This is a genomic window from Streptomyces sp. HUAS 31 (assembly GCF_028198125.1).
Lineage (GTDB): Bacteria > Actinomycetota > Actinomycetes > Streptomycetales > Streptomycetaceae > Streptomyces > Streptomyces chartreusis.
The window spans coordinates 8,404,255-8,428,243 of the sequence record NZ_CP116353.1 but is presented as its reverse complement, the minus strand read 5'-3'; the positions used below and the strand labels follow the sequence as shown (position 1 = coordinate 8,428,243).

Annotated in this window: 20 protein-coding genes and 1 riboswitch; of the genes, 3 read left to right on the top strand and 17 right to left on the bottom strand. The window is 71.9% G+C overall.

All coding sequences use genetic code 11. The features are described from left to right. Window positions 1-7 precede the first annotated feature (7 nt). A complete protein-coding gene (locus PGH47_RS37345; RefSeq protein WP_269645279.1) occupies window positions 8-583 on the bottom strand; it encodes an RNA polymerase sigma factor in 576 nt (191 codons plus the stop codon). 59 nt (window positions 584-642) lie between these two features. After that, window positions 643-2,073 carry a S8/S53 family peptidase gene (locus tag PGH47_RS37340; RefSeq protein ID WP_271667110.1) on the bottom strand — a complete coding sequence of 477 codons (1,431 nt, stop codon included), beginning with the start codon at window positions 2,071-2,073 and terminating at the stop codon, window positions 643-645. Window positions 2,074-2,221: 148 nt separating this feature from the next. Here PGH47_RS37340 and PGH47_RS37335 point away from each other — a divergent pair, with 148 nt between their 5' ends. Beyond that, complete coding sequence (locus PGH47_RS37335) at window positions 2,222-4,789, top strand: CHAT domain-containing protein (protein WP_271668241.1); 2,568 nt, start codon at window positions 2,222-2,224, stop codon at window positions 4,787-4,789. Between the two features lie 137 nt (window positions 4,790-4,926). Here PGH47_RS37335 and PGH47_RS37330 read toward each other — a convergent pair whose 3' ends face one another. Continuing rightward, complete coding sequence (locus PGH47_RS37330; RefSeq protein ID WP_271667109.1) at window positions 4,927-6,828, bottom strand: LuxR family transcriptional regulator AbsR2; 1,902 nt, start codon at window positions 6,826-6,828, stop codon at window positions 4,927-4,929. Window positions 6,829-6,922: 94 nt separating this feature from the next. Between PGH47_RS37330 and absR1 the strand changes: the two genes are divergently transcribed. Then, entirely contained in the window at window positions 6,923-8,008 is a 1,086-nt protein-coding gene (gene absR1, locus PGH47_RS37325) for a beta-glucuronidase AbsR1 (protein WP_271667108.1), read from the top strand. A gap of 128 nt (window positions 8,009-8,136) precedes the next feature. Here the strand turns inward: absR1 and PGH47_RS37320 are convergent, their stop codons facing one another. The 7 genes from PGH47_RS37320 to PGH47_RS43140 form a co-directional block, all read right to left on the bottom strand. Beyond that, on the bottom strand, window positions 8,137-9,510 hold the full coding sequence (locus PGH47_RS37320) for an NtaA/DmoA family FMN-dependent monooxygenase (protein ID WP_271667107.1): 1,374 nt from the start codon (window positions 9,508-9,510) through the stop codon (window positions 8,137-8,139). Window positions 9,511-9,529: 19 nt separating this feature from the next. Beyond that, entirely contained in the window at window positions 9,530-10,732 is a 1,203-nt protein-coding gene (locus PGH47_RS37315; protein WP_271667106.1) for an LLM class flavin-dependent oxidoreductase, read from the bottom strand. Window positions 10,733-10,781: 49 nt separating this feature from the next. Continuing rightward, window positions 10,782-11,804, bottom strand: coding sequence for an ABC transporter substrate-binding protein (locus PGH47_RS37310; protein ID WP_271667105.1), 1,023 nt, complete (start codon window positions 11,802-11,804; stop codon window positions 10,782-10,784). A 68-nt stretch (window positions 11,805-11,872) separates the two neighbouring features. Then, a complete protein-coding gene (locus PGH47_RS37305; protein WP_271667104.1) occupies window positions 11,873-12,658 on the bottom strand; it encodes an amino acid ABC transporter ATP-binding protein in 786 nt (261 codons plus the stop codon). Beyond that, on the bottom strand, window positions 12,655-13,638 hold the full coding sequence (locus PGH47_RS37300) for an amino acid ABC transporter permease (protein ID WP_271667103.1): 984 nt from the start codon (window positions 13,636-13,638) through the stop codon (window positions 12,655-12,657). Before PGH47_RS37300 ends, PGH47_RS37305 begins: the two co-directional genes overlap by 4 nt. 354 nt (window positions 13,639-13,992) lie before the next feature. After that, window positions 13,993-14,101: riboswitch (SAM riboswitch) on the bottom strand. A 67-nt stretch (window positions 14,102-14,168) separates the two neighbouring features. Beyond that, the gene (locus PGH47_RS37295) at window positions 14,169-15,065 is read right to left on the bottom strand and encodes a glutathione S-transferase C-terminal domain-containing protein (protein WP_271667102.1); all 897 of its coding nucleotides are present in this window, start codon (window positions 15,063-15,065) and stop codon (window positions 14,169-14,171) included. 57 nt (window positions 15,066-15,122) lie between these two features. Continuing rightward, window positions 15,123-15,233: a putative leader peptide gene (locus tag PGH47_RS43140; protein WP_312847717.1), complete on the bottom strand. Its 111-nt coding sequence runs from the start codon at window positions 15,231-15,233 to the stop codon at window positions 15,123-15,125. A gap of 178 nt (window positions 15,234-15,411) precedes the next feature. Between PGH47_RS43140 and PGH47_RS37290 the strand changes: the two genes are divergently transcribed. Next, complete coding sequence (locus PGH47_RS37290) at window positions 15,412-15,990, top strand: MarR family winged helix-turn-helix transcriptional regulator (protein ID WP_030949281.1); 579 nt, start codon at window positions 15,412-15,414, stop codon at window positions 15,988-15,990. 12 nt (window positions 15,991-16,002) lie between these two features. Here the strand turns inward: PGH47_RS37290 and PGH47_RS37285 are convergent, their stop codons facing one another. The 7 genes from PGH47_RS37285 to PGH47_RS37255 form a co-directional block, all read right to left on the bottom strand. Continuing rightward, a complete protein-coding gene (locus PGH47_RS37285; RefSeq protein WP_271667101.1) occupies window positions 16,003-16,713 on the bottom strand; it encodes a gamma-glutamyl-gamma-aminobutyrate hydrolase family protein in 711 nt (236 codons plus the stop codon). Further along, window positions 16,710-18,200, bottom strand: coding sequence for an aldehyde dehydrogenase (locus PGH47_RS37280; protein WP_271667100.1), 1,491 nt, complete (start codon window positions 18,198-18,200; stop codon window positions 16,710-16,712). The genes PGH47_RS37285 and PGH47_RS37280 overlap by 4 nt, the downstream gene beginning before the upstream one ends. Window positions 18,201-18,339: 139 nt before the next feature. Continuing rightward, complete coding sequence (locus PGH47_RS37275; protein ID WP_271667099.1) at window positions 18,340-19,788, bottom strand: APC family permease; 1,449 nt, start codon at window positions 19,786-19,788, stop codon at window positions 18,340-18,342. A gap of 162 nt (window positions 19,789-19,950) precedes the next feature. Next, window positions 19,951-20,616 carry a TetR/AcrR family transcriptional regulator gene (locus PGH47_RS37270; RefSeq protein WP_376052145.1) on the bottom strand — a complete coding sequence of 222 codons (666 nt, stop codon included), beginning with the start codon at window positions 20,614-20,616 and terminating at the stop codon, window positions 19,951-19,953. A 44-nt stretch (window positions 20,617-20,660) separates the two neighbouring features. Then, window positions 20,661-21,506: a fumarylacetoacetate hydrolase family protein gene (locus PGH47_RS37265; protein ID WP_271667098.1), complete on the bottom strand. Its 846-nt coding sequence runs from the start codon at window positions 21,504-21,506 to the stop codon at window positions 20,661-20,663. A 10-nt stretch (window positions 21,507-21,516) separates the two neighbouring features. Next, window positions 21,517-22,458 (bottom strand): 3,4-dihydroxyphenylacetate 2,3-dioxygenase, encoded by a 942-nt coding sequence (locus PGH47_RS37260; protein WP_271667097.1) that lies wholly within the window; start codon window positions 22,456-22,458, stop codon window positions 21,517-21,519. Continuing rightward, the gene (locus PGH47_RS37255; RefSeq protein ID WP_271667096.1) at window positions 22,451-23,914 is read right to left on the bottom strand and encodes an aldehyde dehydrogenase; all 1,464 of its coding nucleotides are present in this window, start codon (window positions 23,912-23,914) and stop codon (window positions 22,451-22,453) included. Before PGH47_RS37255 ends, PGH47_RS37260 begins: the two co-directional genes overlap by 8 nt. Between the last annotated feature and the right edge of the window lie 75 nt (window positions 23,915-23,989).

Genomic DNA, 23,989 nt, shown 5'->3' with positions numbered 1-23,989 from the left:
TCGTCGTTCACTGCGCCCCCCGCGCGTCGAGTCGGGCCCGCAGCCGGCGCAGGCAGCGCTGCCGCAGCGGTCCGATGCTGCCCACGGCGATGCCCAGTGCGGCGGACACCTCCTGGTAGCTGGGCGGCGGCGAAGCCATCAGCACACGCAGCAACTGGCGGCAGCGCTCCCCGAGTTCCTCGAACTCCTGCCACATCCAGCGGATGCGCTCGGACTCGGCGGCGGCCTCCTCCGAGTCCAGCACCGACTGTTCGGGCGTACGGTCCTCGCTGATCCGGTCGAGCAGCTGAGGATCGTTCGTGACGGTCAGTCGCCTTAAGCTCTTGAGCACCTTCAGACACTCGTGCCGTGCGGTGCTCGCCAGCCATGACCCGGCCTTCTCGGGTTCCCTGATGCGTCCCAGGTGCTGCGCGAAACGGAACCAGACGGTCTGGTAGACCTCATGGGCGTCGGCGTCGCTCAGGCGGTGAGCGCGCACGACGGACCACACCAGTGGGCTCAGCCCTTCCACGAGCGCCTTCCAGGCCGCCGCGTCGCCGTCGACGGCGGACTGGACCAACGCGCCGACATCTGCACGGTCCACAGCCCCACCCCTCGTGTACGGCAAGTCATCGTACGCCGCGGAGGGGATGGTTCCGACCCTCATGACCGAGGAGCCGGGGGCAGGACGGGCACAGGACGCCAGGTCCCGGGGCGCAGCGCCGCCACGTGCGCCCCCCGCACCTCCGCGTAACCGGAGTTCGCGGCGAGCATCTTGTACCGGGCGACCCTCGGGTCGCCCTCCTGCTGCGCGCTCATGTGGGACGCGATCAGACCCGCCACCAGCGGGGTGGCGAACGAGGTGCCGCTCCAGTGCGCGAGCCCCTCGAACATCACCTGGTCGGGCTTGGTGGAGCCGCCCTGCTCGCTCAGCACGCCGGTGTGGCGCGGGGACACGCAGGTGCAGGCGTAGCCGAAGCCGTAGCGGCAGGTGTCGTAGGTGGAGTGCTGGTAGATGTACGGCATCGGTGCGTCGAAGCCGGTGAGGACGCCGGTGAGGCGCTCGCCGGGCGCGTACACCTTCACCCAGGGGCCGTGGTTGCTGAAGCAGGCGCCGAACTCGCCGTCGCCGCGCAGCGCGCCGACCGACAGCACGACGTCCTGGTAGTCGGGCAGATCGGCGTAGGCGGCGGGCCAGAAGGGTGTGGCGCTGCCGTTGTTGCCGGCCGCGGCGACGAGCAGGGTGCGCTGGTCGCGCAGCTCCCGCATGAAGGCCTCGATGCCGAGCAGGCCGTCGGTGCGGCCGTTGGAGGTGCCGGCGGAGAGGCTGAGGATGTCGGGCCAGCCGCCCGCGTCAACGGCCTCGAAGAGCTTCTCGCCGAACTCCGACTCCAGGATGGCGCCCGCGTCGTTCAGGGAGTTGCGGACGGTGATGCCCGTGTTGGGTGCCACGGCGGCGACGAGCCCGGCGATGAACGTGCCGTGGCCGACGTACTGCTGGAGCACGCCGTCGTCGTCGCACTCCTTGATCTGCGCGTCGCCGTCGGTGTGGGCCAGCAGCGGGGAGGACCGGAAGTCGCGCATCAGCCCGGTGTCGACGACCAGGACGCCGATCGCGCTCTCCGCGTCGTAAGTGCCCTCGGCCGGGGCCGGGTTGAGTCCGTCGGCGGACGCTACGGGCGCGGGCTCGTCGCCGGGACAGGAGTTGACGGCGATCGAGACCAGGTGGTTGCGGCTGACCAGCCGGCGCCCGGCCCGGCCCTCCGACTCCCGCAGGGCACGCAGGGCGTGCGCCACGGGGCGGTCGCCCGCGCGGTCGCCCTCTCCGGGGTCGCCCACCTGGATACGGGTGATGCCGGAGCGGTTGGTCTGCGGGCTCGCCCGGCGCACATGGTCCTGCATCAGGTCGGGCTCGGCGGTGAAGTGCGCGCGTACGGTGTCCTCGACGACGCGGGCGTCCTCGCCGTCACGGACCAGGACGTAGCCCTTCTCGTAGATGAACTCGGCAGAGTCGTCCGGTCCCATCGCGAGGGGGACGTCGGGCATGGAGCGCTGGATCTGCTCGAACTGCTCGTGGAATCGCTGTGGTGCCATGGCGTGTCCTCCCGCTGAGGCGACGGTCGTCAAATTGAGCCACGTGGCCGCTGATTGATACAGCGCCAAACCCGTGTGGCACGGTTCCGGGGCAACTACCATCCGTGGAGTGACAGCGGGAAGCGAATCGGTTCTCGAACTGCTGCCGATGGTGTTCGCCGCCCCGAACGACGCGCTGGCGAGGGCGGAGGGGCTGCTCGACGCCGATCCCTCGCCCCTGCACGCCTCCGTCGCCCACCAGGTGATCGGCATCTGGCAGCGGGACTGGGGCGACATGCGCATCGCCCTGCACCATCTGCGGCGTGCCCGGGATCTCGCGGCACGCGCGGATTCCGCCGACCGGGAGGCGGATGTCCTGGCGGCGCTCGGGGTCGCGTTGGTGCATGCGGGGCGCACACAGCAGGGGCTGGCCGCGCTGGAGCGCGGGATCGAGCGCGGCAGCGGACACACGCGCGCCCGCGTGCTGTTCCGGCGCGCCTACGCCCGCTGGGTCCTCGGCCACCATCGGGAGGCGCTGGAGGACGTGCGCCGGGCGATTCCGGTGCTGCGGCAGGTGGACGACGTCATCTGGACGGCCCGTGCCCTGACGCTGCGCGCGACCGTGCATCTGGCGGTCGGCGCGGTGGACCGGGCGGACGCCGACTTCACGGCGGCGGAGGCGCTGTGGGACACCACGGGCCAGGAGCACGACAAGGCGGACGCGGTGGAGAGCCGGGGCCTGGCGGCATTCCGGTCGGGCGACATCCCGGTGGCGCTGCGGCTGCTCGATGAGGCCGAGGAGCGCTACGCCAAGCTCGGCACGCCGACGTTCATGCTGAACATCCGTCGCTGCGAGGTGCTGATGGCGGCCGGGCTGGCCCCGGAGGCGCTGGCCGAGGCGGACGCGGCGATCGCCGTGCTCGACGGCATCGGCGGCCAGTCCACCCGCAAGGCCGAGCTGCTGCTGGCGGCGGCGAGTGCCGCGCGGCTGGCGGGCGACGCACACACCGCGATCGCGCGTGCCGACATGGCCGTCCGGCTGTTCGCCGGGCAGCGGCGCAGCTGGTGGGAGACGCACGCCCGGCTGGTGCTGATCGAGGCACGGGTGGCCGCCGGGCGCAGTTCCGGGCGGCTGGTGGCCGACACGGCGGCGGTCGCCGACCGGCTGGCCTCCTTCGGCGCGCCGGCCGCGCCGGAGGCCTCTCTGCTCGCGGGCCGGATCGCGCTCGACCTTGGCTGGCGGGCTGACGCCGAGCGGCATCTGGGCGTCGCCGCCCGCAGCCGGCACAACGGGCCGCCGCTGGCGCGGATGACGGGCTGGGCGGCGCAGGCCCTGCGGGCACAGGCCGCCGGGTCCGGGCGCGGGGTCCTGGAGGCGTGCCGACGCGGCCTCGACGTGCTCGATGCCCACCGGATGACGCTGGGCGCCTCGGAGCTCAGGGCTCGCGCCACCGCCCAGGGCGCCGAACTGGCCGCGCTGGCCCAGCAGGCCAGCCTGGACTCCGGCAGCCCGCGCCGGCTGCTGGTGTGGAGTGAACGCTGGCGGGCCACCGCGCTGTCGACGCCACCGACCCGGCCGCCGGCCGACCCGGAGCTGCTGAGCGACCTGACCGCGTTCCGGGAGATCGCGGCACGTGCCGAGGAGGCCCGGCGCGACGCGCGTCCGGTGCCGGTACTGGAGCGCGAACAGCGGCGCCTGGAGCGGGAGATCCGCTCCCGGACGCTGCATCTGCGCGGCGACACACCCGGCGACGGCCACCGCTTCGACCCGGCCCGGCTGCTGGAGCGGCTGGGCGACGACGTGCGGCTGGTCGAACTCGCCGTGCTGGACGGGCGCGTGCAGGTGCTGCTGTGCGGGCAGGGGCGGGTGCGTCGCTTCGAGGCCGGACTGCTGGCCGAGGCGGAGACCGAGGCCGAGCACGTCCAGGCCGGGCTGCGACGGCTGGCCCACCCGGGCGCGGAGGCGCGGCTTCCGGTGGTGGAGGCCGCCGGCCGGCGGCTGGAGGAGCTGCTGCTCGGTCCTGCGGCCGCGCATCTCGGGGACGGTCCCGTGGTGGTCGTACCGCCCGCCCGGCTGCACCGGGTGCCCTGGGCGCTGCTGCCGTCGCTGCGGGAGCGGGTGCTCAGCGTGTCGCCGTCGGCGAGCGGCTGGCTGCGCGCCCGGGAGACCGAGCCGCCGCCGGGCGGCCGCCAGGTGCTGGTGCGCGGGCCCGGCCTGGCGACCGGTGGCGCTGAAGTGCCGCATCTGGCGGGCCGGTACGGCGGTGCCGTCGTGCTGGAACACGCCGACGCGCGGGCGCCACGGGTGCTGGAGGAACTCGACGGTGCCGCGCTGGCCCATATCGCCGCCCATGGCACGTTCCGCGCGGACGGCCCGCTCTTCTCGTCGCTGCGGATGGCCGACGGCCCGCTGATCGTGCACGACTTCGAGCGCCTGGACCGCAGCCCGTACCGCATCATCCTGTCCTGCTGCGACACCGCCCGCTTCGCCTCCGTCGGCGCCGACGAACTGCTCGGCCTGGTCACCGCGCTGCTGCCGCTCGGCACGGCGGGGGTCGTGGCGTGCACGGCGCCCGTCAACGATGCCGCCGTGGTGCCGCTGATGCTCGCGCTGCACAAGGGACTCAGCGAGGGTCTGTCCCTCGCCGAGGCCCTGCGCGACGCGCGGGCGGCGCTGCCGGGCGACGCGCTGCATCGGGCGACGGGGTGGGCGTTCTCGGCATTCGGGGCGGCGTGACGCTGCGCCGGTGACGCCGCGACGGAAGTGCCGCGACCTGCCGCCGGTCGTCCGCGGGCTCATTGTGGCCGGTCGCGCCCACGCGGCGGCAGCGGCGGATCGATTGCGGTCCCACGCCCCCTGCGGCGCGCTGTCGCTCACGCCGGCTGTTCCACCAGCCACGGCAGGGCTCCGCGGTCGCCGGCGCCCAGCCGGGCGTAGGCGCTGTAGAGGTGGTTGCCGACCGTGCGCACGGACAGGGTGAGTTTCTCGGCGATCTGCCGGTTGCTCAGACCCGTGGCGGCCAGGGTGACGATCTGCCTTTGCCGGGCGGTCAGTTCGCCGAGGACCAGGCCGGACAGTGCAGGGGTGCGGGCGCCCTGGCAGCGGCGGGCCAGCGCCACGGCACGCGTGCGTGAGGTGCGGGCGGCGCGCGGGTCGCGGTGCGCCCGTACGGCCTGGGCGTGCGCCTCGGCCGCGAAGAGCAGGAAGCCGCGCTCCTGGAGCTGTCGGGCCACCTGGTCCAGCGCGGGACCGTCGGCACGCGCGAGCGCGTCGGCGTGCTCCGCGAAGACACCCGTCAGCCGGCCCGCGGCGCGCTCGGGATCGCCGAGGCGGACGGCGTCGTACGCGTCGCCGCCGACCGCCCCGGCCGTTCCACCTGCCGCCCCGCCGTCAGCCCCGGCCGTTCCACCGACCATCCCGCCGTCAGGCCCGGCCACCGCACCGGCGACGCCGGCGTCAGCCACCTCACCGGCGTCACCGACAGCGTTCGGCCGGGTGACCGCCCCACCCCCGTGGGGGCGGCCACCCAGGATCTCGTGCGCGGCCGTCGCATCGCCCGACTGCGCCTCGGCGAGGACGAGTTCGCGTCGGCAGGACGGCTCGTCGGCGGCGTGCAGCAGCCCTTCCCGCGCCCAGGCCGCCGCCTCCCGCAGCTCGCCGCGCAGTCGCGCGAACCGGGCACGTACGGCCGCGTATCCGGCCGGCAACGGTGCGCCCTCCGCGACCAGCCACTCCCCCACCGGCGCCGGAGCCACCCGTACGTCCGCCCGCTCGATACAGCGGCTCAGCGCGGCCCGCTCGGCGTCGAGGGCGGGGCCGCACTGTTCGGGCGTACGGGACAGGCGCCTCGCCCGCAGCCTGCCGGCCGCGGCCCGCAGCACCGGGCCGTGCAGGGGGTGGGCGAGACGGACGGCGCCCTGGTCGTCGGCATGGACCAGCGCGTCGGCCTCCAAGTGCTCCAGGGCGCGCAGATCGAGCCGGTCCGCCTCCAGGTCCAGCGGCAACGGCTCGGCGAAGGCGAGGCGTTCGAGGATCTCGCCCTGTTCGGGGCAGGCGCGGTCGAGGACCTGCGCGGTGCGTTCGCGCACGGTCGCGGTCATCGGCACCGGGCCGCGCCACGCCCACTCCCGCGTGTCCTCGACTCGGGTGAGCAACCCGCGTTCGCGTATCGCTGTTGTCAGGTCGCGCATCAGCCGCAGGTCGCCCCGGCACAGGTGGTGCAGCCGGTTGACCGTGAGCGGTTCGAGGCCGGCGCCCGCCGCTTCGGCGGCCAGCAGCCGGGCGGTGTCCTCGCGGGGCAGCGGCTGCAGGGTGAGGCGGGGCAGGAGTTCGCCGGTCCACAGCCGGGAGATCGCGCCGGGTGCGGGGGCGCCGTCGGTGGTGACGACCAGGAGCCGGGTGCGTCCGTGCACGGCCAGCTGGTGGACGAGGGCGGCCGAGGCGTCGTCGAGCAGATGGGCGTCGTCGACCAGCAGCAGTCGTACGCCGGACAGATGCCGGCAGGCGCCGTACAGGGAGGCCGTCTCGGGGACGAGGTGCGCGAACGCGGCGAAGCGGATACGGCGGGTCTCGGGGGTGCCGGCCACCCGGGCGAACTCGGCGCCGCGGGCGGCCTCGGTGACGAGGCGGGTCTTGCCGCTGCCCGCGGGGCCCGTGATCACGATGCCGTGCCGGCCCGCGGCCAAGGCCCCGCGGACCAGCTCCAGTTCGTCCTCCCGGCCGGTGAACGGCCAGGGCAGTTCCAGGGTCTTCGCGTCGCGTACGTAGGTCGTCACGGAAATAGGAGCGTGGTGACTCACTTCTGATACACGGGTACTTGAGTAGCCCTCGACTCAGGCGCCCGCGGCGGGCTCACGGCAACCTGTCCGCATGACCGCTCGCTACTGCTCCCTCGCGCAGCAGCCGGCCCCCGCCTTCGCGCCGGGCCTGGCCGCCGAGCGGCTCAGTGCGCTCATCGGCGGACGCCGTATGTGGGTCAACAAAACCGTGCTGCACTACCACTTCTTCGACCGGGACTCCGACGGCTCCTCGATACCGGCCCCGGAGACCGGCGAGAGCCGGCACGTCTCGTGGGTCGGCAGCAAGGAGCAGCGCGATGTCGTGCGCGAGTGCTTCCAGGAGTGGCAGGGGCTCGGCATCGGGCTGTCGTTCGTGGAAGTGGGCGACCGGTCCGAGGCCGAGCTGCGCATCGGGTTCCAGCTCGGCGACGGCTCCTGGTCGACCGTCGGCAAGGACGCGCTCCAGGTCGGCCTGAACGAGCGCACCATGAACTTCGGCTGGGACCTGACGGTGCCCGGGGAGCGCGGGACGGCCCTGCACGAGATCGGGCACGCGCTCGGCATGCTGCACGAGCACCAGAGCCCGTTCGCCGGGATCCACTGGGACGACGAGGCCGTGTACGCCGATCTGGCCGGCCCGCCGAACTTCTGGAGCCGGGACAAGACGTTCTTCAACATCCTGCGCAAGCTCGACGCGAACGAGGTCAACGGATCCGTCTGGGACCCTCAGTCGATCATGGAGTATCCCTTCTCGGGCGGGCTGATCCTGGAGCCGGAGCAGTTCCGCGCGGGACTGAATCCGCCGGGTGTGCTGTCCAGGGCCGACAAGGAGTTCGTCCGCCGCTGGTACCCGCAGGCCGAGACGTCCGGACCGCGCGAGCTGGTGCCCTTCCGTTCGGTTCCGCTGCGGCTGGGCCCGGCGGAGCAGGCCGACTTCGTCGTCGAGCCGCCGGAGACGCGCGAGTACACGGTGGGCACGTTCGGCGACAGCGACGCCGTCGTCGTGGTCTTCGAGGAGCGCGACGGGGAGCCGCGCTACCTCACCGCCCAGGACGACGGCGGCACCCCGCACAACGCCACGCTCAAGGCGCGCCTCGTCAAGGGCCGCCGCTATTTCGTCCGGGTACGCCTCTATACCGGCTGGGGGTCGGGGGAGACAGCGGTCATGTGCTGGTGACGGCACGGATCCGCTGACGTGCGCGGACGGGTAGTCCACAGTCCGGCGCCGGGGAAGTGGCCGGGAAACGCCACCTTCGGGGGAGGGTGACGATTCCCGGCCACGCCGGCGTCCACATGCCCGTCACTTCACGACGCGATCCGTCCGGCCGGTGTCTCGTCCGGGTGTGCCAGGCCGAGGTGGTCGCGCAGGGTCGTGCCCTCGTACTCGGTGCGGAACACGCCCCGTTCCTGGAGCAGCGGGACGACCTTGTCGGCGAACTCGTCGAGGCCCGTCGGCGTGATGTGCGGGACGAGGATGAAGCCGTCACTGGCGTCGGCCTGCACGAAGTCGTCGATGGTCGTGGCGAGGGTGGCCGGGGAGCCGACGAAGTTCTGCCGGTTGCCGGTGTTGATGACCAGGTCGCGGATGGACCACTTGTTGGCCGCGGCCAGTTCGCGCCACTCGCGGGCGGTGGCGATGGGGTCCCGGTACATGCGGACCTGGGCGCGTCCCTTGGAGATGTGGTCGTCGCCGACGTCCGGGTCGATGTCGGGAAGGGGCCCCTCCGGGTCGTACGCCGACAGGTCCCGGTTCCAGAGGAACTCCAGGTGCTTGAGTGCGGTGGCTCCGCTGACCTGCTGACGGCGCACCTCACGGGCGAGTTCCTCGGCCTCGGCGTCGGTGTCGGCGAGTGCGAAGGTCGCGGCGGGCAGGATGAGCAACTGGTCGGAGCGGCGGCCGTACTTGGCCAGGCGGGACTTCACGTCCGTGTAGAAGGCACGGCCCGCCTCCAGGGTGCCGTGCCGGCTGAAGATGGCGTCGGCCTCCGCGGCGGCGAACTCACGGCCCTCCTCGGAGTCGCCTGCCTGGAAGACGACCGGGCGGCCCTGCGGCGAACGCGGGACGTTGAACTGTCCGTGGATGTCGAAGTGCTGCCCGGTGTGGACGAAGGCTCCGGCTTTGGCGTCCCGCAGGAAGGTGCCGGTCTCCTGGTCAGCGATGATCTCGTCGCCGTGCCAGGAGTCGAAGAGTTCGCCCGCCGTGGCGAGGAACTCCTTGGCGCGGGAATAGCGCTCGTCCTGCGGCAGGAAGCCGCCGCGGCGGAAGTTCTCGCCGGTGAACGCATCCCAGGAGGTGACGACGTTCCAGGCGGAGCGGCCGCCGGAGAGGTGGTCGAGGCTGGCGAACTGGCGGGCGACCTCGTAGGGCTCGTTGAAGGTGGAGTTGATGGTGCCGGTCAGTCCGAGATGTTCGGTGACGGCGGCCAGCGCGGCGAGGACGGTGAAGGTGTCCGGGCGGCCCACGACGTCCAAGTCGTAGATGTGTCCGCCCTGTTCACGGAGTCTGAGTCCTTCGGCGAGGAACAGGAAGTCGAACTTGGCGCGTTCGGCGGTCCGCGCGAAGTGGGCGAACGAGCTGAACTCGATATGGCTTCCGGCCCGCGGGTCGCTCCACACGGTGGTGTTGTTGACGCCGGGGAAGTGGGCGGCCAGGTGGATCTGCTTCAGCGGTTTTGTCATGGCTGCGGTCCTTTCCGGCTCAGGCTGCGGTGTATCGGTTGGCGGGGCGGGCCAGGCCCAGCAGACCGCGCAGGGTGTCGGCCTCGTAGGCGCGGCGGAAGGCGCCCCGGCGCTGGAGTTCGGGTACGAGTCCCCTGGTGATCGCCGGCAGGTCATGTCCCGCGACGGCGGGCCGGAGCCGGAACCCGGAGAGCCCCGCGCCCTGCAACTCCTGGAGCAGGTCTGCGAGTTGGGCGGGCGTACCGGCGAAGGTCAGGGCATCACTCGTGTACGGCTGTCCCGCGAGCTCGTCGAGCCGCTCCCGGCGTGCGGTCGCGGCACCCGGGTCGTCGTCGAGGAGGACGAGCAGGTCACCGAAGACGTGGAGGGGTTCGGCGGCCCGCCCGGCCGCGTTCTGCTCGGCCCGGATCTGTGCGACGATCGCGCGCGCCTCGTCGGCGTCGTACGGGGTGACGTAGCCGATGTCGGCGGCGCGGGCTACGAGCCGGTAGGGGACGGTGTCGTGGGCGAGGGCGCTGACGATCGGCTGGCCCTGCGGCGGGCGGGGCGTGATGGACGGGCCCTTGACGCTGAAGTGCCTGCCCTCGAAGTCGATGTGGTGCAGCTTGTCGCGGTCGATGAAGCGGCCGGTGGCGGTGTCCCGGATCTCGGCGTCGTCCTCCCAGCTGTCCCAGAGCCGGCGGACCGCTTCCACATGGTCGGCGGTCTCGTCGAACAGGTCGGTCACCACGTCCTGCGTGGCGGGGCTGTCGTAGGCCTCGATGCGGGCGATGGTGCGGCGGCCGAAGTGCGCGGCCTCGTTGGGGCGGGCGGTCAGCTGCACCCGCAGGCCGGCGCGGCCGGTGCTGACGTAGTCGAGGGTGGCGATGGCCTTGGATATGTGGAACGGCTCCGTGTGCGTGGAGACCACTGTCGGCACCAGACCTATGTGCCGGGTCAGTGGGGCCACTCGGGAGGCGACGAGGACGGCGTCGAGGCGGCCGCGTACCTGGTCGGTGCGCTCGTCCGGGTCCAGGAAGTGGGAGGACTGGAGGCCGAGGCCGTCCTCGATGGTCACGAAGTCGAGGAGTCCTCGCTCGGCCTCGGTGACCAGGTCGGCCCAGTAGGCGGCGGTGAACAGGTCGCGTGGCCGGGCCACCGGCTCCCGCCAGGAGGCGGGGTGCCAGCCGGTGCCGTCCAGGGCGACGGCGAGATGCAGGGCGGAAGAAGGGGTCGGGGACACGGGTCGGTGCCTTCCTGGAGGTCCGTGACGAGCAGCGGACGACGGTCGGTCAGGAGTTGTCGAGCGGCAGTCCGGGCGGGTTGACCTCCGACTTGGAGACGGCCTCGTTGGAGAGGTTCCAGGCGGCGAGCCACTTCGCGTACTGGCCGTTCTCGATCAGGTGGTTGATCGCGGCGGCGAGGGGTTCGGCGAGGCCGCTGTCCTTCTTGGCGGTCGCGGCGATCAGGCCTTGCAGACTCGCCCCGGCGCCGGAGAACTGGCCGGCGACCTTGGTCGGGGTGGGCGTGCTCGCGGTCTGCGTGACGTGGTACGAGAGGTTGGGGCTCGGGCCGAAGTAGGCGTCGATCTTGCCGCTGTTGAGGGCCAGGTAGGTGCTGTTGTTGTCCTGGAAGTACTTGACGGTCAGCTTCTTGCCCTCCTTCTCCAGCCTGCTCTTCCACTCCAGCAGAATGCGTTCCTGGTTGGTGCCGGCGCCGACGGAAACGGTCTTGCCCGCGAGCACCTCGTAGTCGCCGTCGAAGGCGAACTCGGAGTCCTTGAGCGCCTCGAAGGCGAGGTCGTCCTTGCGGTAGGAGGCGAACTCGTACTTCTGCTTGCGCTCCTCGGTGTCGGTGATGTTCGAGAAGCCGACGTTCACCTTGCCGCTGTCGATGCCGACGAAGAGGTTCTCCCAGGTGAACCGCTTGACCTCGGGTTCCAGGCCGAGGACGGCCGCGACCAGCCGGGCCAGGTCGACCTCGGAGCCGGTGAGGGTCTTCTGGTCGCTGCCCACGAAGCCCAGCGGCGGGGCGCCGGAGGGCAGGGTGCCGGAGCCGATCACCAGCTTGCCGCTCTTCCTGACGTCGTCGGGCAGCTGGGCGCTGATGGACTTCACCTCGGAGACCTTGAGGGTGGCCTCCTTGGCGGCGCCGTTGGACAGGGTGCCGACGGTGACCGTGCCGGCACTGTCGTTCGTCCGGGTGGCTGCGTCGCTGTCACCACCGCAGGCGGCGAGCCCGGTGGCGAGGGTGGCGACGGCGGTCGCCGCGGTGATGCCGCGTATCAGGCTGCGTCGGGTGAGGTGCGTGGGCATGGCTGTCCTTGGTGTTCGAGAGGGTGGTGAGGTGGAGGCGTGGGGGGAGTTCGTGGGGAGCGGTGGGCTCAGAGGACCTTGCTCAGGAAGTCCCTGGTCCGCTCGTGCCGTGGCTTGTCGAGGACTTCGGAGGGCGGGCCCTGCTCGACGATCCGGCCGCCGTCGATGAACACGACCCGGTCGGCGATCTCGCGGGCGAAGCCGATCTCGTGCGTGACGATGACGAGGGTGGTGCCGCTGGTCGCCAGGTCCTTGATGACGGAGAGGACCTCACCGACGAGTTCCGGGTCGAGAGCGGAGGTCGGCTCGTCGAAGAGGATGACGCCGGGGCGCAGCGCGAGGGCGCGGGCGATGGCCACGCGTTGCTGCTGGCCGCCCGACAGCTGCCGTGGGTAGGCGCCGGCCTTGTCGGCGAGGCCGACCCGGTCGAGGAGGTCGCGGGCGAGTTCCAGGGCGGCGGGCTTGCCGAGTCTGCCGGTCGCCACCGGGGCGGCGGCCACGTTGTCGAGGACCGTCAGATGCGGGAAGAGGTTGAAGTTCTGGAAGACGAAGCCGATCCTGCCGCGCTGGGCGAGGATGGCCCGCTCGCTCAGCTCCTTGAGCCGGTCGCCCTGCCGGCGCACGCCGATGAGCTCGCCGTCGAGGCTGACGTGGCCGATCTCGGGCTTCTCCAGGTGGTTGACGACCCTGAGCAGGGTGGACTTGCCGGAGCCGGACGGGCCGAGGATCACGGTGACCTCGCCGGGCCGTACGGTCAGGTCGACGCCGTTGAGCACCCGGTGGGCGCCGTACCACTTGTGCACGTCGTGCACCTCCACGGTGGCGCCCGCGCTCAGGAGGGTCTCGGCGGTCATACGGCGGCCTCCCTGCGGACGCGGGCCCTGAGGTCGGTGATGGCGATGCGCAGCTTCTGCAGCGGGGTCGGCGGCAGGGAACGCGTGGCGCCGCGGGCGTAGTAGCGCTCGACGTAGAACTGGACGACGGAGACGACGCTGGTGAGGATCAGGTACCAGACGGTGGCGACCATCAGCAGCGGCACGATGTCGCCGGGGTAGGTGGAGCCCATGGACTGCGCGGCGCCGAACAGGTCGAGCAGGGACACGTAGAAGACCAGCGAGGTGCCCTTGATCAGGCCGATGAGCTGGTTGACGTAGTTCGGGATGATGGAGCGCAGTGCCTGCGGGAACACGATCCGCTTGAACTGGTAGCCCTTCGGCAGGCCGAGGGCCGCGGCCGCCTCGTGCTGGCCCTGGTCGACGGAGAGGATGCCGCCGCGGACGACCTCGGCGGCGTACGCGGACTCGTGGAGGCTGATGCCGACGACCGCGATGACGATGTCGGTGGCGAGCTTCGACTCGTCGAAGGAGAAGAAGGCGGGGCCGAAGGGCACGCCCACGCTCAGCGTTCTGTACAGGGCGCTGAAGTTGTAGAGGAACAGCAGCACCACGATGAGCGGGATGGAGCGGAACGCCCAGACGTAGATCCAGCTGACCGCCCGCAGCACCGGGCTCCGCGAGAGCCGGGCCAGCGCCAGCAGGATGCCGCCGAGGAGCCCCAATACCGCGCTGTAGGCGGTGACTTCGAGGGTGACGAGCAGTCCGTCGAGGATGGTCGGCCGCAGGAACCAGTAGCCGAAGCGGTCCCACTGGTAGAAGGGGTTGGTCACCAGGCCGTGGACGAACTGGGCGGCGAGGACCAGGACCACGGCGGTGGCGATCCAGCGACCGGGTCGTCGCAGCGGCAGAACTCGTTGTGCCGCGAGGGGTCTTGACGGGGTGTCGGTGGGCGGCGGTGCCTCGGCGAGGGACACGGCGGCGCCTGGGGGTTCACTCATGGAGGGCTCCGGCAGGAGTCGGAATTCCCCGGACCCGGCGCAGGGTGCGGCGACGACGGCCGCGGGGCGGCGTGACGTCTCACGGGAGGCGCGGGTACCTGGGGCTGGGCGGGCGACGGCACACCGCTCCGGCGGTGGTCGTCAGGGAGTGCGTGGCAGAGAGAAGGAGAAGGCGTCAGCCACGACAGCGGGCGCAGCCCGGTGCGGTACACAGTGCGCTGTTGACTCGGAGCAGATCGACGGTGCGGTCGGCGACGAGCAGGTTCGTGAACGACAGGACGCGGCTCTGGGAGCGGCGTTCGGCCGTCCTGGGAGCTGCGTCCATGTCGTCACTCGCTTTTCCGGCCCTTGTGGGCCTCGCGCTTACCGAATGTCATCCGGTCCGGTCGTCACCTGGGGCACCCCACCGCGACGCGAGGGTTGCCGGTCAGCGAGCCAGGGCTTGTCGCTGACGCTCATGACCGTTCTGGGCCGTAAGTTAAGACAGTTGCCCGAACGAATGTCAACGCCGGTCCACGGTGCGGAACGGCTCAGGGCCCCTCGACCTGCGGTCGGGCGCCGGTCCCGGCCGCCGCGTGGGTGGCCCAGTCCAGGATCTGGACGGCGGCACCGGCGGCTTCCAGTCCCTGGCAACGGGCGTGATGGCGACGGGCGATGGCGTCGAGGTCGAGGTGCGCGCCGAACGCCGGGTGGGCGGCGACCCTGCGGGCGTAGTCCCACAGGGCGGGGTGGGCGGCGATGCGCTGCACCGCCGTCGCGTCCAGGTGGTGCCGGTGGACGGTGTCGAGCTGGACCAGGGTGACCCACAACTCGACGTCCGCGGCGGTGATCTGATTGCGGATCATGTAGGTGCGCCCGTCGAGCCACCGGTCCAGCGCGCCGAGGGAACGCAGCAGGGTTCCGAGCGCCTCGTCGCGCTCCGCGGGCCCGGCGCCGGCCGCGCCCGCTCGCTGCGCGGCCTCCTCGATGCCCTCGGCGCACATGTCCTCGACGGCCTCGATCTCCGACTCCGCGCCGCACGGGTAGAGCTCCAGGCGCCCGTGGCCGAAGCGCCGGGCGAGGTCACGGGTGATGTCGGGGGCGTGGTTGCTCACGATGCGCCCGGACCAGTCGTCGCTGAGGACCGGCGCGAGGGCCGGTCCCGAGTAGCGGTGGGCGCTGGCGTCGTACAGCGGACGCAGCACGGAGTGTCCGTCGTCGGCGGAGTCGGGGATCGGGGCCAGGAAGGTCGCGGGACAGATGTCGTCGAGGCCCAGCAGGGCGTGGGCGACGGCGATGCGCAGGCCGTCCGGGCAGGCGGTCGACAGATGGAGGCGGTAGCGGCGCGGCACGGCGTAGTGGCCGCTGCGCGCGTCCCTTCCGATACGGCCCCTGAAGGCGGGGGCGGGCCGGGTGGACGTGTGGGCGGCCAACGGTGTGACGGACATGACTCTCCCCGGGGCAGGCGTGTGGACGTGCGCGGTCGGCAAAGGCGACGTGGGGGTTCAGCCCAGGGGGCTGATCGCGCTGCATACGCGGAGCAGGTCGATGTGACGGCGGGACGTGAGAAGGGGCGTACGGATCACTCGACCGGTGATCGACTCAAGGCGCCCCATGCTTCCCTACCAATTCACTAGGAATATGCTCGAGTGTCGGTCCACCCGCGGCCCACGTCAAGAGGGCGTCCAGGGTCCGGGAAGCGGCGGCCCCTTCCGTACAATTTGAACCCGAACGAAAATCGCCTGTTCCCCGTCCGACACCGCCTGTCCGACGTCGCGGCCAAAGGAGAGTTCCATGCCCGGCCAACGATCGATCACCGCCGCCGAGAAGCTGGCCGAGGCCAAGCTCGGCGGTATCCCGCTGCACCGGGAGCAGATGGCCGTGGTCGCCAACATCTATCGCGCGGCCTCGACGGTCCGGCAGCACCTGGAGAACTCCGTGCTGCGCGGCGCCGATCTGACCTGGACGGCGTTCGTGGTGCTCTGGGTGGTCTGGGTGTGGGGCGAGTCGGAGACCCGGCATGTCGCGGAGGAGGCCGGGATCTCCAAGGGCACGCTCACGGGCGTGGCGCGGACGCTGGAGGGGCGCGGGCTGGTGAAGCGGGCCGGGCATCCGAGTGACGGCAGGCTCGTGCTGCTCAGCCTCACCGAGGAGGGCGAGGAGCTGATGCGCCGGCTGTTCCCGGCGTTCAACGAGGAGGAGGCGTTCGTCGCGGGGCAGCTCAGCGAGGAGGAGTGCCGCAGCGTCGCGGAGGGGCTGCGGCGGGTGGTGATCCAGGTCGAGGAGCAGGGCGAGGAACGCCGCCTCGCCCTGCTCGACGGAGCCGAGCCGGCACCTCGCCGCAGCGGACGGCGGGCCAGGACCGACGGCTGAGGGCCTCCTCGCTCAGCGCCGCTCGCGTGCCGCCCCCACCAGGGCGTCGAAGAGCGCCTGCTGTGCCGGGTCGCGGTCGGCCGTGTCCTCGGGGTGCCACTGCACCGCCGCGAACCACCCCTGCGCGCCGGGGAGTTCGAGCCCCTCCACCGTTCCGTCGGCGGCTCGGGCGGTGACGGTGAGGCCGCTGCCGAGGCGGTCCACGCGCTGGTGGTGGTAGCAGGAGGCCTCCGCCTTCTCCGCGCCGAGGGCACGTTCCAGCAGGGTGCCGCGCTCGACGGCCACCGGGTGCACGAGGTGCCGGTGTTCGCGTTCGGGACCGCCCATGTCCTGCTCCAGCGTGCCGCCGAGGGCGACGTTCACGGTCTGCAGGCCGCGGCAGATCGCCAGCAGGGGGATGCCCAGGTCCAGTGCGCGCCGGGCGACTTCGAGGTCGAAGGTGTCCTGGAGGTCGTCGACGTCGTAGACGGCCGCGTGGGTGTCGGCGGCGCCGTAGCGGTGCGGGGCGAGGTCGCCGCCGCCGGGGAGCAGGACCCCGTCGAAGCGGGCGAGGCGCTCCGCCGCATCGGCTTCCGCGGGGTCGGCCGGGTGGATGCCCGCCGGTTCGCCGCCCGCTCGCCACACCGCCTCGATCAGGGCGCGGGCGTTGACCTCGGCGGCGTACCGCAGGGCCGAGGTGGTGGCGGAGAAGCGGGCGGGGACGGCGATCAGGGGACGGGTCACAGCTGGATCCAGGTCGTCTTGAGCTCGGTGTACTTCTCCAGGGCGTGCGCGGACTTGTCGCGGCCGTTCCCGGACTGCTTCATCCCGCCGAAGGGGACGGTCAGGTCGCCCTCCTCGTAGCAGTTGACCCAGACCGTGCCGGCCTTCAGCGCGCGCGAGACACGGTGGGCGGTGGACAGGTCCGAGGTCCACAGGCCGGCGGCGAGGCCGTACTCGGTGGCGTTGGCCAGCCGTACCGCCTCGTCCAGGTCGTCGAAGGCGAGGACGGACAGGACGGGGCCGAAGATCTCCTCGCGGGCCAGTCGCATGGTCGGCGCGACCTCGTCGAAGACGGTCGGCTCCAGGTAGGTGCCGCCGGTCTCGGCGAGGATCCGCTCACCACCGGTCCGCAGCCGTGCGCCCTGCTCACGGCCGGTCCCGATATGGCCGAGGACGCGACCGAGGTGGGCCTCACCGACCAGGGCGCCCATCTCGGTGCCCGGGTCCAGGGGGTCGCCGATCCGCAGCTCGCGGGCCCGGCGTACGACGGCCTCGGTGACGCGTTCGGCGACGGAGGAGTGCACGAGGAGCCTGGAGGGTGCCGTGCACATCTCGCCCTGGTTGAAGAAGATGCCCCAGGCCGCGGTGGCGGCGGCCCGGTCCAGGTCGGGGGCGTCGGGCAGGACGATGTTCGGTGACTTGCCGCCGAGTTCGAGCCAGACCCGCTTGAGGTTGGAGTCGGCCGCGTAGTGCAGGAAGTGCCGGCCGACGGCGGTGGAGCCGGTGAAGGCCAGCACGTCGACGTCGGGGTGGAGCCCCAGGGCACGTCCGGCGACGGGGCCCTCGCCGTTCACCACGTTGAGCACACCCGGCGGCAGTCCCGCCTCGGTGGCCAGCCGGCCGAGCAGGAGGGCGGACAGCGGGGAGTTCTCCGACGGCTTCAGTACGACCGTGCAGCCGGCGGCGAGCGCCGGGGCGACCTTCCAGCCGGCGAGCGTCAGGGGGAAGTTCCAGGGCACGACCGCGCCGACGACCCCGGCCGGTTCCCGGGTGACCAGGGCGAGGGCGTCAGGGGCGGTGTGCGGGGACTCGTCGGTGAGCTTGTCGGCGAGCTGGCCGTACCAGCGGAAGGTGTTGACGGCGGCGCGCAGCTCGATGTCGTGGGCGTCCGTGATGGGTTTGCCCATCTCCAGGCTGACGGTCAGGGCCAGTTCGGCGCGCCGCTCCTGAAGCAGGTCGGCGATCCGCAGCAGCACACGGCCGCGCTCGGCGGGTGCGAGGCGGGGCCAGGGCCCGGTGTCGAAGGCGCGCCGGGCGGCGGCGACGGCCGCGTCCACCTCGGCGGCGCCCCCGTCGGCGACCTGTGCGAGGACCTGCCCGTCCCGGGGCGAGACGGCCGCGAAGGCCGCTCCCCCGCCCGGCTCGGCGGCGCCGTCGATGTGATGGGCGCCGGACAGATGCAGGGACTTGGCGCGACGCAGCCACTCTTCGTGGGTGACGGCCGGCATGCGAGGACCTCCAGATGACGTGCGATCTCGAAGAAGAAGACGGTCGGGGCCGGGCGACGCCGGGTATCGGCCGGGCGCTCACCGCCGTCCGGCCGGCGGCTCCTCGGCCCCGGCCGGACGACAGGCGTGGCCCACGGGCCTATGCGCGCGCCGGGCGCGTCAGGCGGCCGGTGACGACGCCGAGCACCAGGACGGCCGGGACCGCCGCCTGGAGCCACAGGGCGGTGGCCCGGTCGCCGCCGATGAGCGTCGTGAAGTTCTCGACGATCAGCCAGATCGCCCCGGCGATCCCCACGGCACCCAGCAGCGGGGCGACCAGCGTGTTCCACGGCCGTGTGTCGAGGCGCTCGCGCCGGAAGAAGGCGACGACCGAGACCGAGGTCAGGAAGTACAGGAGCATGATCGCCAGTACGGCGATCCCGCTGCCCCACGAGAACAGGGTGAGCACCGGGTCCTTGCCGGCCAGGGCGAACGGGATCACCAGCAGGACGGCGATCGACGTCTGCACGAAGCCGGCGACACCGGGCGAGTGCCGGTTGTTGACCGCCGACACCCTCCGCGGCAGGAGCCCCTCACGGCTGAGCGAGAACAGATAGCGGTTGGCCGAGTTGTGGAAGGCCAGGATGCCGGCGAAGAGCGAGGTGGCCAGCAGGATCGGCAGCACGTCGTTGACCCAGGTGCCGAACTGGGCGGCGATCGGCGCGAAGACGAACGCCGTCGAGTCACCGCCCTGAAGCGCCTTGCCCGCCGCGCCGGCCGCCTTCGAGGCGCCGTAGGAGGAGATCAGCATCCAGGAGGCGAAGGCGAAGAAGCCGGTGACGAGGGCGACGGCCGCGTACGTCGCACGGGGCACCGTTCTGCGGGGCTCGCGGGCCTCCTCGCCGTAGATCGCGGTAGCCTCGAAGCCGATCATGGACGCGACGGCGAACATCAGGGCCACGCCCGGCGCCCCCTCCAGGGCCGCGCCCGGCGAGAAGGTGTCCGCGAAACCGAGGCCCTCGGGGCCGCCGCCCTTGGCGAAGGTGACGACGGCGAAGGCGCTGAGGATGCTGAACTCGGCCAGTACGAACACGGCCAGCACCTTCGCGCCCATCTCGATGCCCAGGGCACCGAGGACTTGCACGATCGCCATCGTGACCAGGGCACACACCCACCAGGGCACGTCGATGCCGGCGTAGTGCGCCAGCAGCCCGTTCACGGTGGCGCCGTACAGGCCGTACATGGCGGCCTGGACCGCGCAGTACGCGAAGAGGGCGATGCCCGCGCTGCCGTTGCCGAGGTCCCGGCCGAGCCCTTTGCCGATGTACCGGTAGAAGGCACCGGCGTCCACCACGTGCCGGCCCATGGCGACGAAGCCGACCGAGAACAGCAGGGTGATCAGACCGGCCGCGAGATAGGCGGCCGGTGCCCCGGCACCGTTTCCGATGGCCACGGCGATGGGGACGGCGCCCGCGACGCCGGTGAGCGGCGCCTGGGCGGAGAGGACGAAGAAGAGGATGCCCAGCACGCCGAGAGAGTTGGGCTTGAGCTTGCCTGCGGTGGAGGCGTCGGGCGCGGTCTGGTTCGGGACCGCCGTCTGACTGTCCACTCGGATCACCTGCCAGGGGAAAGGAGGATTTCGTTTCAGGCCAAACGAGTTGCCCTATGGTGGGCTGGAACTATCCGTTTGGCAAGGGGTGGCGCCGAGAATTGCCGCGACAACGTGGAAGGACCCCGGGCCACGGGTGCCCGGGGTCCTTGAAGGTGCAGGTCAGCCGTCGTTCTCCGGCGCCTCGTGGCCGTCGGCCGAGAGCAGTCGGAGCAGCCCGCGCAGCTCCTCGATCGCGGCGTCGGTGGTCCCGGGTTCACCGAAGACGAGCTGGTGCAGAACGAGCCCGTCCAGAGCGGCGAAGATCAGCCGGGTCAGCGGTTGCCCGGCGTCCTCGGGGAGCATCCGGGACAGCTCGCGCCGGGTGGCGTCGAAGTAGTCGTCGTACAGGGCACGGATCTGCGGCAGCAGCTCCGGGCGGCGCCGGGCCTCCAGCAGCAGCTCGTACTGGAAGGCCTGGATGTCCGGGTCGGCGATGACCATGTCGGAGACGCCCACCGAGAAGTCGGCGACCTTGCCGGTGCCCGGTTCGAGCGCGCTGGTGTTGAGCGAGGTGCGGATCGCGTGGGCGAGGGCCTCCTCGATCAGCGCGTCACGCGAGCCGAAGTGGTGGACGACCAGGCCGTGCGTGGTGCCGGCCTCCTGGGCCACCGCCCGGTAGGTGAGCTTGCGCAGCCCGCCGCGCGCCACGACCCGCACCGCGGCGTTGAGCAGGGCCGCGCGGCCCTCGCCGTAGTTCATGCGCTTGCGTGGCGTGCGGTCCCTCTGCGGGTCCTCGGAACCCGTCGACCTGGCGGATCGCCCGGGTCCCTCGGCGGATGCGGTCATGTTCGCGACCTTACCCGCCGGGTCCGGCACGGCCGTACGCACGGTTAACGCCTGGGCGGCCGGATGCCGCGGAACTCCCAGTCCCCGCCGAGCGCGGTGGACAGCACCTCCTCGGACTCGGTCGGCTGGGCGCCCACGTCGGTGCGGACCGGGGTCGGGCCGGTGACGATGTGGTTGGTGAGCCGGCCGAGGCCCTCGACCTCGACCTCGACGACGTCGCCGGGCCGGACGGGCCGGGAGTTGGCCGGGGTACCGGACAGGAGCACGTCGCCCGGGTACAGGGTGATGGTGCGGGCGATGTCGGCGACGAGGTAGTGCATGTCCCACTTCATCTCGTCGGTCGAACCGTCCTGCACGACCTCGCCGTTGACGTACGTCCGCAGCCGCTTGCCGTGGAAGTCCCAGTCCGTGACCAGGCCGGGTCCGAGCGGGCACAGGGTGTCGGAGCCCTTGACCCGGAGCATGGAGCCCGCGTCGGTGTCGCGGAAGTCGTGCAGCCCGTAGTCGTTGGCGATCGTGTAGCCGGCGATGTACTCCCCCGCCTCGGCCGGGGAGATGTTGCGCGCGGTCCGCCCGATCACGATGGCGACCTCGCCCTCGTAGTTGAGCCACTTGCAGCCGTCGGGGCGGACGATCGCGCCCTTGTGGGCGTTGAGGGACGAGGTCGGCTTGTGGAAGTAGGTCGGGGTGTCCGGCAGGTCGATCCGGAACTCCTCGACCCGGCTGCGGTGGTTGAGGTGGACGGCGACGACCTTGGACGGGACGACCGGGGGCAGGTGCTGGGCGTCCTCGGTCTTGACGCGGCGGCCGTCGCCGGCGACGAGTTCGTCGCCGTCGACGGTGACCTGGACGGCGGCGCCGTCGAGGAGGATGCGGCGGTATTCGGGCATGACGGCCTTCCTAGAAGCGACGGTGCGGGTTGTGGGGCGCGGCGGGCACGGATACGGAAGCTTCCGTGCCGGTCCAGCCGTCGGCGGGACGGTCGAACCACAGATGGACCTGACCGGTGCCGATGGAGTTCTCGTACTCGCCGTACTGGCGGGCCCTGGCGACGCAGGACTGTTCGCCGAGCGCGCCGGCCATCATCAGGTAGTGGAAGAACTTCGCCTCGGGCTTGTACTTCCAGAACTCGTCCATGGTGTCGAGGACCTTGTCGTGGCGGCCCTCCTTGAACCAGGCGATGCGCTCGTGGTCGGCCGCGCGGGCCTCGGGGGTGAAGATGTGCGCCGGGTCGCTGGACTCGTGGTCGCGCAGCTCGCGCAGCGGCCAGAAGGTGTGCGACAGGGCGCCGGAGGCGATGAGCAGGACGCGGCGGCCCGGGGTGGCCGCGATGCCGTCGGCCAGGGCCCGGCCGAGCCGCAGATGGTCCTCCATGTCGCCGGTCTGGCAGACGCCGATGGTGACCCACCGCTTGTCCGGCAGCCCCTCCCCGAGGAACTTCCAGAGGTTGATGGTGGCGTAGTAGATCGGCAGGTGGTCGTCCTCGATCGCGGTGATCCAGGTGCCGTGCCTGTCGGCGAACCTCGCGATGTTGTGGGCGAGTTCGGGATCGCCCGGGAAGTCGTACGGCATCCGGCACATGCCGCGCGGCAGCTCCTCGGAGGTGAAGAGACCGGCGCGGCGCTGCTGCGCGGTGACGACGAACTCGACCGTCGTCGCCCAGTGCGAGTCGAGGACGACGACGGTGTCGTAGTCGTCCCGCTCGAAGACCTCCGCGCGGAGCTCCTTCAGGCCGGTGACGAGGGTGATCTCCTTGCCCTCGTTCAGCTCCAGCCGGTCGGCCTCCGGCAGTACGACGGTGGGGACGTGGGCGAGCAGCCCGGCTCCGACGATCTCACCCATGGCTGTGGCTCCATCCCTTCGGGGCGGTGACGGTGTTCTTCAGGTCGCAGTAGAAGTCGAAGCTCCAGGTGCCGCCCTCGCGTCCGACGCCGGACTGACGGGAGCCGCCGAAGGGGGCCTGGAGGTCGCGTACGAAGAAGCAGTTGACCCAGACGGTGCCGGCGACGAGCCGCGCGGTGACGCGTTCGGCGCGCTCGGGGTCGCCGGTGGCGAGGGTGGCGGCGAGCCCGAAGCGGGTGTCGTTGGCGAGGCGTACGGCCTCGTCCTCGTCGGCGAAGGTCTGGAGGGTGAGGACCGGCCCGAAGACCTCCTCCTGCACGATCTCGGAGTCCTGGGCGACGTCGGTGAGCAGGGTCGGCGCGTAGAACTGCCCGTCCCGGCGCTCTCCGCCGACGACCGCACGGGCCCCGGCCGCGACGGCCCGCCGCACGAACCCGTCGATCTTCTCCAGCTGGCGGGGGTGGATGTTGGGCCCGATGTCGGTGGCCTCGTCGCGCGGGTCGCCCTGCGTCAGCGCACGAGCCTTGTCGGCGAAGCGCCGGGTGAACTCCTCCGCGACGGACTCCTCCACCAGGATGCGGGTGGCGGCGAGGCAGACCTGCCCGGCGTTGTCGTACTGCTCCACGGCGAGGTCGACCGCGAGCTCCAGGTCGGCATCGGCGAACACCAGCAGCGGTGACTTGCCGCCGAGTTCGAGGCTGAGCGGGGTGAGGTTCACGGCGGCGGACGCGGCGATCCGCTTGGCGGTGGGGACCGAGCCGGTGAAGCTGATCCGGCGCACGTCGGGGTGCGAGGTGAGGGTGTCGCCGATCTCGGAGCCGTAGCCCTGGACGACGTTGAGGACACCGGCGGGCAGCCCCGCCTCGGCGGCGATGTCGGCGAGCAGGGAGGCGGTGAGCGGGGACCACTCGGCGGGCTTGAGGACGACGGTGTCGCCGGCCGCGAGCGCCGGGGCGACCTTCCAGCTGGCCAGCATGAGCGGGGCGTTCCACGGGGTGATCAGCACGCAGGGCCCGGCCGGGTCCCAGGAGACGTGGTTGGTGTGCCCGCGCGTCTCGAAGTCCTCGTGGCCGAGGGTGAGCAACCAGTCCGCGAAGAAGCGGAAGTTGTGGGCGACGCGGGGCATCACGCCCCGGCGGTGCGAGCGGAGCAGGGCGCCGTTGTCGGTGGTCTCGACGACGGCGAGCTCCTCGATCCGCTTCTCGACCCCGTCGGCGATGGCGTGCAGGATGCGAGCGCGCTCGGCACGGGGGGTGGCGGCCCAGGCGGGGAACGCCTCACGGGCGGCGGCGACGGCGGCCTCGGCCTCGGCGGGACCGCCGCGGGCGATCTTGCCGATGACGCCGCCGTCGATGGGAGAGGTGTCGGTGAAGGTGTCGCCGGAGGCGACACGCTCGCCACCGATCCAGTGCCGGGTGTCGACGGCAACTCCGGCGACGACGATCTTGTCAGGCATGACTAGGGCTCCATATGAACGAGGGATGACGACACCAACCAGGGGCGCGGGGAACTGCGCGATCAACCACGACGC